Raw genomic sequence first — 13,173 nt, 5'->3', positions numbered from 1 at the left:
CCATAAAACAGGCGGCAGCGCCAACCACGCGTTACCGATAAAAAATTGATAATCACAGCGGTAAAACAGTGGGGACGATCAACACGTATTCAGCCAGTTTTTGTGTTGAAGAAATGGTCAATGTGCCGCTATTTCAGGCAATTAACGAAATTTTGCCTGTTTTTCACGCAAACGAACACATTCGGTCTTTACATGACGCACCGGGATGTTTATAGTGCGCCTCATTCCGGAAGTGTGGCCGAGCGGTTGAAGGCACCGGTCTTGAAAACCGGCGACCCGAAAGGGTTCCAGAGTTCGAATCTCTGCGCTTCCGCCAGATTAAACAAGGGGTTAGCTTAATGCTAACCCCTTTGTTTTTTTGGTGTTGGTACAGACTTGGTATACTCAGTTGGTATATTCCGGCGAAAATTCTCTCCCAATCCATTCCCATTCATATCCTTATTTTTAGTCTCCGAACCTCTAAACCGAATAAAATTTCCTAACTACCTACATCTTTTTGTGATTTGACATATCAATAATTTAAAACATTGCGTTCATGATCTTTTTTAACATTATGTTTTTTAAAGTTTTTTAATATAAATGGTGGTGTTGTTTCATAATACTGTCTGAAAATCAAGCGAAGGAAGTGTCAAACGTGTGATTTTACTGGAAGCGATAACCGCTAACGGTTAATATCGTACCAGAAGCACAAATTGTATCGCTTCTGTCCGAGATCCTGGTACGAAACTGACTCACTAACTTTCAACCAATCATCGTAATGTAGTAACTGGAGGAGCTATGGCTACCAACCCAAGAGAGCACGCCCGGCGAGTGCTGGACACGTTCTGGTGCGGGCGCGGTTTCCCTGTTGATCCAGCTAAGATTGCGAACGACATGGGACTTGATGTCTTTATAACTGAAATGCCTGGCAAGGTTTCTGGTGCCTTGATAAAGCAGAAAGATCAGGATCCAGCGATCTTCCTGAACAGCGATGATAATAAGGTCCGTCAACGTTTCTCATGTGGTCATGAACTTGGTCATTACATTGCACGACAAGCCGACCAAGAGGATGTTTATGAGTATGTTGATCTTCGAGGAGAGACCGCCAGTAACGGTACGCACCCGGATGAAATTTTTGCCAACCAATTTGCCGCCGAATTGCTTATGCCAAAAGATGAAGTTGAAAAACTTCACAAAAAAAAGCAACCGAGTTATATAATGGCGCACTACTTTGGTGTTTCTGATGACGCCATGAGTTTCCGCCTAAAGAACTTGGGGTTGAGGTAAAAGCACTTAATGTCTGATGAGCACGATTTCAATCAGCAAATGAATGAGTTGAGGAAGTCGGTCCTTAACCAATTAAAGAGTACCCTCAACCAGCAAAGACAAATTCCTCAGATTGAAGTAAAAGAGCCTCCATCACCGGAGGCTCTGCGTGCTGATGAGGAACCTGATGAGGTTGATTCCAGTAATATCGGCGGTTCGATTTTATCATTTTCTCAGCCAGCCTTGCAGGTATCATCATTGGATCCTGAAAGGCAGCGCCTAAATAATGAAGATTTTCAAGCTGAAATCGACCTTAAAAAAACATACGGGAAAAGTTTTCTGTGCATACTTGCTGTTCAGCTTTTGATTATGAACATGGTATTCGTTGCTGATGGTTTCCAGTGGGTGTTCATAGATGACACAACTTTGCGAATTTATATGGCAGGAACGCTGACAGAAGTCTTCGGACTGGTTCTCGTTGTTACTAAATATCTTTTCAAACGACGATAATCATGCCCTGCTTAAGCAGGGCAGTTTTCAGCAAAATTATTATTTCTTCATTATTATCTGTGGCGCATTCAAAGTAGGTGTCACCTTCACCTTCCTGTCATACGTATTCACCTGATTTTCGGTTTTGTGGCCGGAGAACAACTGTTTGTCGCGACTGCTACCCTCATAATTGGATATAGCTTTCGCCTTAATATCGTGGAATGTGCCGGGTATTGGTCGGCCTAATTTCAGAGAAGCCTGCTGCTTGGCGTCGTTCCACCAGTTGTTGAATGTCTTTTTGTTCATCCTGCCACCGCTCGGCCCGGGTATTACAACACCAGAAGCATTGTTAGAATTAAGCTCACGTCTCGCCATTTCCAGCGCATATCTCAAGCGAGGAGACCATTCCTTGATCTGTTTTTTGCCAGTTTTGTTCTGCTCAATAAATAAACCAGCGTCCATCACATCTCCCCAGACCATCTCCAGAACATCCCCCTGACGGACGGCGCACAGATATGAAACTTCCATCGCAACGCGTAATGCAGGTGTGGCTTCGTCATAAATTGCCGCATATTGCTCATCGCTGATGTAGACGGTACGTGGCTTCGAGGTAAATTTACGTACCCCTTTACAGGGATACTATACGAACGACACCGTTGACGATCTGGAATCAGGATAGCTTATTGTCGGTGTCTGGCATCTGACAAGGGGCGATTATATCTGCCATAACGGCGAAGCAGAAGTGCTGTCGGAGCCGTTATCACCACCAGCTTAGATATTGAAATATGCTCAGACAAGCCCGCTACTACGCGGGTTTTTAGTTTCTTTTCGTTTCCCGATGTGTCTATTTATTGAAGATGTAGGCCATTCTGGGAGGTGAAAGATGCCCCATCTCTTTCAGAATAATGTTGGTATATTCGACAACAGGGCCTCTTGGATGATTTTCTTCTTTATCCTGAAGATGGGTCAGTGCATGTACAACTTCATGAATAAATGAACGTTTTGTGTCAAAAAGTTGTGGTCCTTCGTTACTTTCATAATGTTCGGTATATGAATCATCAGAATCGTCCAGATTGAGACAAATAACTTTCCTGCCTTCTGAAAGTTTGAAGTGTTCCTGAGCCACGGTAGTTTCAAAGGCTTCGCCTGCCCCCAGTAGCCAGCGCTGCTCCACATCATGTAGTTCTTTTTCATATGCGTAATTCATCAGTCTGCGGAATGTTTCGCTTTGGGTATACGCATTTTGAAGTACGGAGGATAGTTCATCGTAGCATTCGTCATAAGTGTCGTCATCAATTTCTGTATCAGGGTCTATTCCACCCGCGCCTGAGATAAGGTACTCCACCACACACTCTGGCTCCAGACGGAATTCACTGTTTATGGCAAGGCTGTCATGAGCAAGGCGTAGCCGTGAGGGGTTTGGTGCATGTTCGGGAATATCGGGGAAAACAGGTGTATCTGCGGTATTTAATCCATATGTGGATACTCCGCTTTGAGGTATTAATCTGTAGGTGACCGGAAGCATAATTTCTTATTCCCTGACTACAATTATGAATTATTTAAATTAAACAATAATAGTGTTTTTAGTTAATGTGCCACATACAGATAACGCTATGATTCAGACAAAACCAACAAGTAATACGCTGAAAATGTTATTTATAATGAAACTTAGGGGGGGTGTTTAATAAAACAAGGCGGGCTTCTGCTTGAATACTTCTTGTTTATAAAATCCCTTTATCTCGACTAAAATATCGGATGGGGGAAAAGAGTTTTATCATTGTAATCCGGGAGTGGAGTATGGGTATGTTGACTACCTGTCAGATCGGCTCCTGTTAATGATTTCGCTAAAGTTAGAGCTATCTTATCTAATTTCGCACCATTTAGTTTGGTGTCAGTTAAGTCTGAGCAGAATAGAATTGCAGCGGTTAAGTTTACACCGGACATGTTAGCGCAAGTCAGGTCTGCGTGAGTCAGGTTTGCTTTAGTCATGTTTGAACCCATTAGATTTACAGCGTGTAGATTTGCACAACACAAATTTGCACCGACTAAATTTACATTAGAAAGATTTGTTTCACGGAAATCTGCATCAGAAGCATCTATTTCTGACAAATCTTCCCCCTGGAAATCTTTATGAGCCAGGTTTACTCCGCGCAGGTTCAGAAAACCATCCTCGGTTATAAGTGAATCAGGCTGTTGTATATTATGTTTACTCATCAGTTTTAACATTCGACATACATTCCAAAATCTCTCACTATCAACGTTATCCGTTACAGTTTTTCCATTTTTGTTCACTTCAATAATGACCATGGGATCCGTATTTTCGGATGCTGCTCCACATGACAGACATATAGTACACCCGTTGACATCCTCCAGAAATATTTTATTACCATCGAAGAAAGCATCTTTATTTACATATAATAATGATGTGGTCAGTTTTCCAATTACCTCCCGAAAGCATCTTTCATTGCTTCTTCTTACTCCACCACAGGTAAAAAAATTGACAAGCCACTCCAGTACACCGCGTGGTGAAGTTGCACTTTTCATTGCTTCTTTCGTACCGGTACCGGCCGCATGCAAATACCTTAATATATTTTCTGGGGACGCGTTAGTTATTGGCATTTTGATTCCTTCTTATGGAAGTGAGTCGATTCCTTATAGGTGTGAGTCAAGTCACATTTATACAAGGAATAATAAAAAAAGATATAAGGTGATTTTTGTATTTAGAGCTTTGGTTGAGTATGAGTAGGTGTCTGGCATCTGACAAGAGGCGATGATATCTGCCATAACGGTGAAGCAGAAGTACTGTCGGGGTCGTTACAATCACCAGCTTAGATATAGAACGCGCTGGCTGCGCCTGGAAGTCAGTCATATGATGTTGTAAAAAATCAGGCTGACGTTAATAAAACACGCCAGCCTGAAGTCATATTCAGTTCATCAGGAATTGATGAAACATAATAACCAGATATACTCTCAGTTCTGATATGGTTGTTATAGTTTTCTGTAAAAAATTAACAACCACATACTTGACACCAAAAATCTGGTTTCTCTATATCTGATGGCCAGTTGTCACACCAGCCTGGGCGAATCAATGCTTCAGGGTCTGGTGGCCAGCCACGGGAGGCGTGTTTTGTATTATCTGGTGGTGGGGGGGAATCACTGGCAGCCATCGCCGATGCCGAAAAGGCTGTAGCCGACAACACCAGAAGCAATGGTAAAAATATACGATGTCTCATAATATCACCCGTGAATAATCAGATTATCCTTGCTATTGGCTTCCTTCATTTCCAGCATAACTCACGCTTCATCATCATTGAATAAACAATTAAGTTTGTTGAGCGAAAATTTACTTAAAGAAAAAATAATAAGCACTAATATTTTTTGCAGTATTTCAACTTATAGCAGAATAAATGCGCGTAGATGGCGTAAAACCTGATGATCAGGAATACTTACACACTAAAAATGCTCCCGCAAACAGAGCGAAATGAGAGAGAGGAACGTTTGCCCCTTACATTTCCACCAAAGATTCTGGTCTTGTCTCTTGTAAAGGGCATACGTATCGCGCTTTATCTCATTAAGAAAGCATGTTGATGTATTAAATTATGCATAACGCTCTTTTAATTGCTTCACGTTAGAAATGAATAATTCAAAACCAGTGAGCGCCTCTTCTTCGGTACTGGTTTGCGGCAAGCGATAAAGCGCCACTAAAGCAGTATTGTCTGCGTCAGCGCCGATAGTGACGGCGCTGGCGTAGTTAAGACGTAAAAAATGCTGCAAAGTCAGAGTGTCGTCAGGCAATGGCATAAAGGGACAGCACATTTCCAGTGTATGATCGGATTCATTAAAATAAACCTGTATTCCATCATCAATGATGAGCAGTGGCTCATCTTCTGGCGCATCCAGGCCTAACGCGGCATATAAACGATTTAATAGACTTTCCATATAGTTACCTCAAGACTCAAGATGTGATTAATGAAGAAATGCCTTTTACTGACTGCCAAATATTTTCATCCCCAATTCGTTTTTGATAGGAAAGATTGAGCACTTCTGGCGATAAATTTTTCAGTACTTTGTTCCCCGCCCCGCCCGTATTTTGTTTCTGAATCTCCAGGTTACCGCTATTCAGTAATACTTTTTGGAAAATTTTCTGTCCACCGCTATCCGGAAGACTGCCAGGCGCATTTAACATATGGGTCTGATGGAAAGAAATGATCTCTCGCTTGATTTCTGAATCCATCATCCCTGTACGATCTTTGCCGCTTTTACAATTCCAGGCGGGCACCGCGTCAATTTCATGGGCTAACATGGCAAGGCGTTGTGCGAGTTTATAGGGTTCGCCGCCATCTTTATGATGTTGGTTATTTTTCCAGATATCCTTAATCTGGTGCGCTAATGTATTGACGACCTCATAATTATCCGGGTATTGCGCCAGCCATTCGCCAACCCAGCCACCTGGTCTGGCTTCAGGGCGTAAATCATTGCCTAATAACTGATGTAGCGCTTCGGCATTATATCTATCCGATGCCTTAAGGCCAAAGCCGAGCTTGAGCGCCAGCTCATTAACCCCCATATTAAATGCGGCGACGTCCGGTTTTATTTTTACCGTCTGTAGATCGCCATCTTTATTGCGGATTTTTAAATGAATCATTTTTCCCGGCTGGGTCAACGATTGCCATGCGCGCATTTGATCCTCGACCATCGTTCCCTCTTTGCCGAAAATATTCGACGCGGTGAGTAACCCGACGGATACCAGTTTAAGGCTTACCGCTTCGCCCGCTAAGGCTCTGTTAAGCAACTCAGGTTTACTATAAAGTGCCGCAGTTAATACTTCTTTGGCTTTGTTTTCAGCGCCGACCTGACGCAGAAGCGGATCTTTTTCATGATAGGGGGAAAGCACGCCATGACGTATCCCGCAAAAAAGCGTTTTATCTTTACCGTCCTCATGCACACTCACCGTGGACATCCACAAATTATTGGCGTGATGAATATTTTTGGTATCCCAACTGCATACGCCCTTTCCCTGATAAGCACTGGGAAAGATATCTTTTGCGCCGATTTTCATCTCTGCGGCAGGGAGCTGCGTGTTGGTATAGTGATGCCCGTTATGCGTGAGTGTATTTTTTATGGTTTGCCAGGGCTGGTTATTAAGCTGCTTGACCTGAGCGTCTCTAAACGCTACTGCCGCAAAGCGATGAGCTTCTTTTGCAGGTAAGCCATCCTGCTGCTGAGTGCGTGCTGCAATAAGTTCGATAAGATTTTTCTTCAATGCTTTTGCCGCGGCTTCTTCTTGTTTTGTTGCTGGCCGGTCCGCTTTAACTTTGGCTAACTCCATTTGGTTTGCCATTGACGTTAGAACCGGGTCTTGTTTACCCAGAACGGTTGCCGCGACGTTGAGAAGATCGCGCTGTAAGTTATAGAGGTTATGCAGCGAGTGGTTAGACGTCTTCTGATGCTGTAGATAATTCCCCCATGTCGCGCCAGGTTCTCGCAGGACAATAATTTCCGGGCGAGCGTCGGGTGCTTTAGCCGGCGCTTTGCCCTGGCCTGATAGAATCTGCATTCCATTGTATAAGGTTTTTTGTAGGCTTTTAAAAGCCTCCTGGGTTTTTAGTGAAGCTGAGTGATAGAAGCTCTGTATTTGCATAGCGTTTTTAATATTCCTGAATAGGGGAGTGGGAACATTCAACAGGGTTAACAACCCTTTAAAAGGATGTGACTTTTATGCGCCAGGAACTTTAAAAAAATGTCCTTTTTAATGAGGAAACGCTTCTGATCAGGCGGGGAGGCATCCTGACGTCCATACGTAGTGGCGATCATGGGGGAGATCGGTACATCAAATGTTCATAAAATCTACAAACTTCACAATTTAGGGCACAACTTTTATTGAAAACCCACCTTCTTGACTCAGATCAAATTCACCGATTTACTCCTGCGTAAAGTAACGGCGTTACATCAAATGTTATACAGGTGTGTGTATGCCAGCAAAGCCCCGGACAAGTAAGACCGTGACGAAGAATATTCGTTTTTCCTATTCCATGCTTGAACAGATAGAATTCGCGTTGAAATCTGAAAAGACGCGGAATTTTTCAGCATGGGTAAAAGAGGCCTGTCGGGAAAAGTTATGTAACACGGGACATAAGCTGTAGTTATCGTTTTATGTGAGAGGAGGCGGCCATTTTGAAAAGAACAACGTGCTTATATACCTCCTGGGTTTTTGCCGCTTTTGTCTCTCTGCTGATATTTGCCTGGAGTGTCATAAACTATCCTCTCTATGAATCCATAATAATTATTGTCTTTTATATATGGCTAATTTTGGTGCCGCTTTATCTTATTGTGTATGAGTGGCTAATAGATTGTCATTGAATTTATGGTTGCGTACTTGAAAAGTGATATTTCATATCTGTGCGGTAAGTCATTGTCGTAATAATATTATTGGTCAGGCGACGGGCGAGCGTCTGCGCATTTTGCATCGTTTTATCTTCAAAATTTTGCAGTAAGCGTTGCGCTTCTTTCGGATGCGATGCATATAATCTCAGATAGCTCTGTTCCATCTTATACTGCTGCTTAGCTGTTTGCTGTTCAAATGTTTTCCAGGCGTGTTGCACATCTGGCGCAAACGCATTGTAGTCCTGCATAACCAGCGTTTGCAGCGTGCGGAATGTCCAGTAGGTAGAGTCGTTGCTCGCCCGATCGGTTCCTTTATCATCTCCGGGTTGATAATGACGCATTCCCTGATAATAGGGGAGATAGACGCTAAGAGATGGCATTCCATAGGCGATGTATTCTACGTTACCGATAGCCTGCGGTAATTTCGGTCTGACCTGTAAAATATGCGACTCCTGGGTACGAAAAACGGATATAGGTCGCCATGGTTCTTGTGGATTATGACTGGCATAAGGGTCGTGCGACGTTCCCTGATAGTGATTGCGTAACGCGTTTTTTACTGCCGCCACGCTAATTTTTGTTATTGGCGTTAAAAAAACAGGAAATGTTTCCCCTTCGCTAACGACCGTATCCAGATGCGGATTAAACTGATGTTGTAGCGTCCAGACGCGCGGATAATTATAGGTGATATCGTTTTTGTTATCCTGCGAATAGGCTTGATGAAAGTCGAATTCGCCGCGAGCCGGATCATATAATCCCTGCTTTTTCGCAAAGCTTACTAACGTTGGTGACGCCATATAATTCGCGTTATCATTCGGATCGTAATGGCGTAAACGTCCCTGATTGGCGGAAACGAAATAGCTATCTGCCGGAAGTCGTACTGCCAGCCATTGATGACCGCTTCCCGTCTCCAGATACCATATCTCTTTGCTATCAATAAACGCGACGCCGAAACCTTCGCCAGCGCCTTTTTGTTCAATAATGTCTCCCAGTAATTTGGCGCCCTGACGCGCCGATTGCGCCACTGGCAGGATCACGGACTCAATGGCGTCTTCCGTGATTCCCGTTTTTGTCACGTAAGGATCGGCAGCCAGCGCCGCTCTGCCGTTATAAATGGTTTCCGTTGCGCTCATTCCGACGCCCGCCGAATTGAAACCGGCTTCACCCATGGCGTTATCGTTAGTATCAAAGTCATGAATCGCCGTATAGCGCATCGCTGTCTCCGGAAGCGGCCAGCTAAAATTGTTCCGATGTGCTTTATACTCGCCTTGTTGATGAAACGCGACGGGATGAATAACCTTATGCTTGGCGTTATTTGCCGAGCCATCCTCGTTGCGCGCGATAATGAAGGAGCCATCAGCCGAAGCCTGATTGCCTACCAAAAGGGTAGTACAGGCGATGACTTTACCCATACCCAGCAGCGTAACGGCGAATGCAAGATACTTTTTCATAAAGGTTCCCACTGAATAACGCGTTATGGGATGAATTGACCCTGGATTGGAAACCGAGAAAGTGATCGAGCCAGCAATATTCTTTGCCGGCATCCTTTATTTTCTCTTTATTGAGGTTGTATTGATAACCACAGCCCTGTGGCAGGGAAGGGGAACAGAACCTGTACTGACCTTAGCTATCACCGCTATCAGGCAGACGAACCGAAAAGATATTATGTTCATCGGCATAGCGGTAAGATGCCGAACCACCGTGTAATAGAGCAATCGCATTAACCAACGATAGCCCCAGACCGAAACCGGCAGTGTGGCGGGCATTATCTCCTCGCCAAAAACGCCGGAAAAGCTTATCCGCATCGGCGGGGTGGCTGCCCGGATTAGCGACCCGAATTTCTGCAACGTTATCATCATAAGCGCTTTCAATACGTATCACGGCGTTTTCATCAGAATAACGGATGGCATTCGTCAGCAGGTTTGAGAGCACTCTTTGTAATAATATTTCGTCAGCCCATACCGTTCCCTGACATTGATTTATAAAACAGATGCGCTTCTCCTCGGCAAGGGGGCTAAGATAATCCAGCATATTTTCAATCAACGCATTGAGCGAAACAGGCTGTTTTTTTACCGCTATATTCTGGTGCTCCGCGCGTGCCAGAAAGAGAATATTTTCTGTCAGTCGCGACAGTCCCTCCAGCTCTTCAATATTATCGACAAGGGCTTGTTGATACTCTTCGGCGCTGCGTTCCTGACTCAGCATCACCTGATTCTTCCCCAGTAAAATATTAACCGGCGTGCGCAGCTCATGCGCCAGATCGTCGGCAAATTGGTTCAGGCGTTCAAAATCGTCGGAAAGCTTCTGGCGCATGGTATTTAGCGCTTGTCCAAGCGGCCTGAGCTCAACGGGTAACGCCTGTTCCGCCAACGGCTGGCGAAGTGTGCCGCTATCTGTCGCCGCGGTGAGTCGGCTGAGCGACGTAATGGCCCGCAGCCCGTTTCTGATGACTAATGGACTGAGCGCCGAACAGACGAGGATCGCGATAAGGCTAATCAGCAAACTGTTGCGGCGATATTGCGCCAGCATTTGCCGTCTTTCCGTCGCCAGCCTGGCAATAGTAAGGGTCAGCGGGTCATCGCCGCTTCTGGCGTTTACTCGTACCGCGGTCAGTTCCGTGCCTTGTACCGCCTGGCGAAATAAGGTTTCGCGGGTGATGTTTTTAGCCAGCGGAATCTCGTTAAAGCGTTGGTCGGGGATGCCGCTATGATTAATCGCAACCTTGTGGCCTGTTGCTGAATGGATCAATAAGATATCCTGCTTCGTATCCACCATTCGATTGAAATAGAGCGGCAGATTTTCCGGTCTGGCGCCATCCAGTAACAGTTGCTGCATTTGCGCCGCCCGATTTATTAGCGTCATATCATCCCGATACGTTAATTCTTTGCTCAGCGCGTTATAGAGCGTCCAGCTAATGCCGGTACAGGCGAGGATAAGTATGGCGATAAAAGAAATTGTCAGGCGCAGCGTCATTGATAACTTAACCATTCTGCGACGTTTCCGCCTGTAATCGATAACCCATCCCCCGGACGGTCATGATGAGCTTCTTTTCAAATGGATCGTCTACTTTGGCGCGCAGCCGACGAATCGCGACATCAACGGTGTTGGTTTCACTATCAAAGTTAATTCCCCAAACTTCGCTGGCGATCGCGGTTCGGGGCACGATTTCTCCTGCCCGGGAGGCCAGTAACCAGAGGAGCAGGAATTCTTTGCGGGTCAGGGAAATCGGTTTGCCATTTCGTGACACCGATTGCTTTGTGGCATCCATGTCCAGACCATTGATCGTCAGTCGGGTAAAGACCGGGACGTGCTGTCTGAGTTGAGCTCTCACCCGGGCCAGCAGTTCGGCGAAGGAAAAAGGCTTAACAAGGTAATCATTAGCGCCCGCCTCAAGACCTTTGACGCGATCCTCAACCGAGTCGCGCGCCGTCAGGCAAATAACAGGGGATTGATGCGCAGTGCGTAACGCGCGTAAAACCTGCCATCCATCAAGCCCCGGCAGCATAATATCAAGAATAATCAATGAATAATGTTCCTGAAGGGCCAGGTGTAATCCGTCTCGTCCATCACAGGCATAATCAACCACATAGCCTGCCTCCGTGAGTCCCTGACGTACCCACTCAATGGTTTTCTGGTTATCTTCAATCAATAAAATCTTCATCGACGCAGTATGCCATAGGCTTGTTAGCGAATCCGTAAATCTCCAACAAGATGACATAATTGTCATGTCCGTGTAAGGTTAATCCTGGACGCGCCAGATATATTTTCCTGCATCAATACCGTAAAGGAGTGAAGCATGAAACGATATATACTGGCTACCGCGATAGCATCTCTTGTTGCAGCCCCGGCAATGGCGCTGGCCGCTGGCAACAATATTCTCAGCGTACATATTCTCGATCAGCAAACAGGCAAACCGGCACCCGGCGTGGAGGTGGTACTGGAGCAGAAAAAGGATAACGGATGGACGCAATTAAACACCGGGCATACCGACCAGGACGGACGTATTAAAGCACTGTGGCCCGAAAAAGCTGCCGCGCCGGGGGATTATCGCGTTATTTTTAAAACCGGCCAGTATTTTGAAAGTAAAAAACTGGACACGTTTTTCCCGGAGATTCCCGTCGAGTTTCATATCAGCAAAACGAATGAGCACTATCATGTGCCGCTGTTATTAAGTCAGTATGGTTATTCAACCTATCGCGGGAGCTAATTTAGAGCCCATCCCATTAGGGCTATTTTACTTGCTATTTTGGTCCTGGGCAGTGCTCGTCAAAACGCGTTAGCGTTTTGAACGCCGCTTGCGGCGGCCCGAAGGGCGAGCGTAGCGAGTCAAACCTCACGTACTACGTGTACGTGAGGTTTTTGCGCGCTGTCCGTGTCCAAACTGGCTGCGCCAATAACGCCTGGTGGGATAGGCTCTTAGATTGTATTAATCGCCGCCATTTATGGCGAGCAAACATCGCGGCGGGAATAAAAATCTTCAGCGTATCGACTCTTCTCCCACAAGCGGTGGTTATCCCGCTTGTGGGCATGAGTGGCGGTTAAACAGGCGCTTCCATCTCAAGTCTGACCGGATGAAAACGGCGTTTGAAATAAATCAGGCCATGCCCATCCTGACTAAGAATAATATTTTTGATCGCCACCAGATACACCAGATGCGTGCCAATGGTTTGTACCTCGCTGATCTCGCCTTCAAGACCGGCCAGCGCGCCGTTAAGTACCGGCTGGCCCAGCGGCCCGTTTTGCCAACATGGCTGGTGAAAACGCTCCTCCATCGCCATCCCCGTCATACCGGCAAAGTGGCGCGCCATCAGCTCCTGCTCATGGTTAAGTACATTAATGCACAGCCTGCCGTTGCCCTGAAAAACGGGGTTCATGGCGCTATTGGCATTAATACATACCATTACGGAGGGCGGCGTATCGGTGACGGAACAGACCGCTGTTGCGGTGATACCGCAGCGTCCGGCGTGACCCGCCGTGGTTACGATGTTGACCGCTGCCGCCAGACTTGCCATCGCATCGCGAAAACGCAGACGTTGTTCATCTACTTGCATGAGAACC

The 13,173-nt window shown here is 45.8% G+C and carries 14 protein-coding genes, 1 tRNA gene and 2 pseudogenes; 6 read left to right on the top strand and 11 right to left on the bottom strand.

Going from position 1 to position 13,173, the window contains the following annotated elements:
* Nucleotides 1–228: 228 nt before the first annotated feature.
* The 3 genes from K8W53_RS14095 (at nucleotide 229) to K8W53_RS14085 (ending at nucleotide 1,755) form a co-directional block, all read left to right on the top strand.
* Nucleotides 229–316, top strand: a tRNA-Ser gene (locus K8W53_RS14095).
* A 461-nt stretch (nucleotides 317–777) separates the two neighbouring features.
* The gene (locus K8W53_RS14090) at nucleotides 778–1,266 is read left to right on the top strand and encodes an ImmA/IrrE family metallo-endopeptidase (protein ID WP_031605207.1); all 489 of its coding nucleotides are present in this window, start codon (nucleotides 778–780) and stop codon (nucleotides 1,264–1,266) included.
* 9 nt (nucleotides 1,267–1,275) lie between these two features.
* Nucleotides 1,276–1,755, top strand: a complete 480-nt coding sequence (locus tag K8W53_RS14085; RefSeq protein ID WP_023224825.1) for a hypothetical protein — start codon at nucleotides 1,276–1,278, stop codon at nucleotides 1,753–1,755.
* A gap of 39 nt (nucleotides 1,756–1,794) precedes the next feature.
* Here the strand turns inward: K8W53_RS14085 and K8W53_RS14080 are convergent.
* From K8W53_RS14080 to K8W53_RS23995, 4 genes and pseudogenes are all read right to left on the bottom strand, one after another.
* Nucleotides 1,795–2,370 (bottom strand): annotated as a pseudogene (locus K8W53_RS14080) (tyrosine-type recombinase/integrase); the annotation flags it as partial.
* Nucleotides 2,371–2,578: 208 nt separating this feature from the next.
* The gene (gene pipA / locus K8W53_RS14075) at nucleotides 2,579–3,259 is read right to left on the bottom strand and encodes a type III secretion system effector protease PipA (protein WP_023224823.1); all 681 of its coding nucleotides are present in this window, start codon (nucleotides 3,257–3,259) and stop codon (nucleotides 2,579–2,581) included.
* A gap of 218 nt (nucleotides 3,260–3,477) precedes the next feature.
* On the bottom strand, nucleotides 3,478–4,353 hold the full coding sequence (gene pipB, locus K8W53_RS14070; protein ID WP_023224822.1) for an SPI-2 type III secretion system effector PipB: 876 nt from the start codon (nucleotides 4,351–4,353) through the stop codon (nucleotides 3,478–3,480).
* A gap of 389 nt (nucleotides 4,354–4,742) precedes the next feature.
* Nucleotides 4,743–4,901 (bottom strand): hypothetical protein, encoded by a 159-nt coding sequence (locus K8W53_RS23995; protein WP_353961194.1) that lies wholly within the window; start codon nucleotides 4,899–4,901, stop codon nucleotides 4,743–4,745.
* Nucleotides 4,902–5,002: 101 nt separating this feature from the next.
* On the opposite strand from K8W53_RS23995, the pseudogene K8W53_RS14060 reads away from it, so the two are divergent.
* Nucleotides 5,003–5,322 (top strand): annotated as a pseudogene (locus K8W53_RS14060) (hypothetical protein).
* Between the two features lie 9 nt (nucleotides 5,323–5,331).
* Here the strand turns inward: K8W53_RS14060 and sigE are convergent.
* Together sigE and sopB are read right to left on the bottom strand one after the other, a co-directional pair.
* On the bottom strand, nucleotides 5,332–5,673 hold the full coding sequence (sigE, locus tag K8W53_RS14055) for a type III secretion system chaperone SigE (RefSeq protein WP_000444723.1): 342 nt from the start codon (nucleotides 5,671–5,673) through the stop codon (nucleotides 5,332–5,334).
* Between the two features lie 16 nt (nucleotides 5,674–5,689).
* Nucleotides 5,690–7,375, bottom strand: a complete 1,686-nt coding sequence (gene sopB, locus K8W53_RS14050) for an SPI-1 type III secretion system effector inositol phosphate phosphatase SopB (RefSeq protein ID WP_052939327.1) — start codon at nucleotides 7,373–7,375, stop codon at nucleotides 5,690–5,692.
* A gap of 331 nt (nucleotides 7,376–7,706) precedes the next feature.
* Between sopB and K8W53_RS14045 the strand changes: the two genes are divergently transcribed.
* Nucleotides 7,707–7,877 carry a YlcI/YnfO family protein gene (locus tag K8W53_RS14045; protein ID WP_001111006.1) on the top strand — a complete coding sequence of 57 codons (171 nt, stop codon included), beginning with the start codon at nucleotides 7,707–7,709 and terminating at the stop codon, nucleotides 7,875–7,877.
* On the opposite strand, the gene K8W53_RS14040 is transcribed toward K8W53_RS14045, so the two are convergent.
* The 4 genes from K8W53_RS14040 to hprR all read right to left on the bottom strand — a co-directional run bounded on the left by K8W53_RS14040 (nucleotide 7,878) and on the right by hprR (nucleotide 11,776).
* Complete coding sequence (locus K8W53_RS14040; protein ID WP_000174814.1) at nucleotides 7,878–7,988, bottom strand: hypothetical protein; 111 nt, start codon at nucleotides 7,986–7,988, stop codon at nucleotides 7,878–7,880. It abuts the gene before it with no gap.
* A gap of 108 nt (nucleotides 7,989–8,096) precedes the next feature.
* Nucleotides 8,097–9,566, bottom strand: a complete 1,470-nt coding sequence (locus tag K8W53_RS14035) for a C69 family dipeptidase (protein WP_052939328.1) — start codon at nucleotides 9,564–9,566, stop codon at nucleotides 8,097–8,099.
* Between the two features lie 172 nt (nucleotides 9,567–9,738).
* Nucleotides 9,739–11,103, bottom strand: coding sequence for a heavy metal sensor histidine kinase (locus tag K8W53_RS14030; protein WP_052939329.1), 1,365 nt, complete (start codon nucleotides 11,101–11,103; stop codon nucleotides 9,739–9,741).
* Nucleotides 11,096–11,776, bottom strand: a complete 681-nt coding sequence (gene hprR, locus K8W53_RS14025; RefSeq protein ID WP_000698207.1) for a response regulator transcription factor HprR — start codon at nucleotides 11,774–11,776, stop codon at nucleotides 11,096–11,098. Before hprR ends, K8W53_RS14030 begins: the two co-directional genes overlap by 8 nt.
* A 135-nt stretch (nucleotides 11,777–11,911) precedes the next feature.
* Here hprR and hiuH point away from each other — a divergent pair, with 135 nt between their 5' ends.
* On the top strand, nucleotides 11,912–12,322 hold the full coding sequence (gene hiuH / locus K8W53_RS14020) for a hydroxyisourate hydrolase (RefSeq protein WP_000833182.1): 411 nt from the start codon (nucleotides 11,912–11,914) through the stop codon (nucleotides 12,320–12,322).
* A 331-nt stretch (nucleotides 12,323–12,653) separates the two neighbouring features.
* On the opposite strand, the gene K8W53_RS14015 is transcribed toward hiuH, so the two are convergent.
* On the bottom strand, nucleotides 12,654–13,166 hold the full coding sequence (locus K8W53_RS14015; RefSeq protein ID WP_001195556.1) for a 4-hydroxyphenylacetate 3-monooxygenase reductase subunit: 513 nt from the start codon (nucleotides 13,164–13,166) through the stop codon (nucleotides 12,654–12,656).
* Nucleotides 13,167–13,173: the final 7 nt, after the last annotated feature.

This window comes from Salmonella sp. A29-2 (assembly GCF_020150755.1).
In the GTDB taxonomy this organism is placed as follows: domain Bacteria; phylum Pseudomonadota; class Gammaproteobacteria; order Enterobacterales; family Enterobacteriaceae; genus Salmonella; species Salmonella enterica.
This window is presented reverse-complemented; position numbering and strand designations above follow the sequence as displayed.

Excerpts from the sequence above, each read along its gene's own strand:
- pipB (WP_023224822.1), bottom strand. The coding sequence starts at position 4,353 with ATGCCAATAACTAACGCGTCCCCAGAAAATATATTAAGGTATTTGCAT.
- hiuH (WP_000833182.1), top strand. The coding sequence starts at position 11,912 with ATGAAACGATATATACTGGCTACCGCGATAGCATCTCTTGTTGCAGCC.
- pipA (WP_023224823.1), bottom strand. The coding sequence starts at position 3,259 with ATGCTTCCGGTCACCTACAGATTAATACCTCAAAGCGGAGTATCCACA.
- K8W53_RS14015 (WP_001195556.1), bottom strand. The coding sequence starts at position 13,166 with ATGCAAGTAGATGAACAACGTCTGCGTTTTCGCGATGCGATGGCAAGT.
- K8W53_RS14030 (WP_052939329.1), bottom strand. The coding sequence starts at position 11,103 with ATGGTTAAGTTATCAATGACGCTGCGCCTGACAATTTCTTTTATCGCC.
- K8W53_RS14045 (WP_001111006.1), top strand. The coding sequence starts at position 7,707 with ATGCCAGCAAAGCCCCGGACAAGTAAGACCGTGACGAAGAATATTCGT.
- K8W53_RS14090 (WP_031605207.1), top strand. The coding sequence starts at position 778 with ATGGCTACCAACCCAAGAGAGCACGCCCGGCGAGTGCTGGACACGTTC.
- sigE (WP_000444723.1), bottom strand. The coding sequence starts at position 5,673 with ATGGAAAGTCTATTAAATCGTTTATATGCCGCGTTAGGCCTGGATGCG.
- sopB (WP_052939327.1), bottom strand. The coding sequence starts at position 7,375 with ATGCAAATACAGAGCTTCTATCACTCAGCTTCACTAAAAACCCAGGAG.
- K8W53_RS14040 (WP_000174814.1), bottom strand. The coding sequence starts at position 7,988 with ATGACACTCCAGGCAAATATCAGCAGAGAGACAAAAGCGGCAAAAACC.
- K8W53_RS14085 (WP_023224825.1), top strand. The coding sequence starts at position 1,276 with ATGTCTGATGAGCACGATTTCAATCAGCAAATGAATGAGTTGAGGAAG.
- K8W53_RS14035 (WP_052939328.1), bottom strand. The coding sequence starts at position 9,566 with ATGAAAAAGTATCTTGCATTCGCCGTTACGCTGCTGGGTATGGGTAAA.
- hprR (WP_000698207.1), bottom strand. The coding sequence starts at position 11,776 with ATGAAGATTTTATTGATTGAAGATAACCAGAAAACCATTGAGTGGGTA.
- K8W53_RS23995 (WP_353961194.1), bottom strand. The coding sequence starts at position 4,901 with ATGGCTGCCAGTGATTCCCCCCCACCACCAGATAATACAAAACACGCC.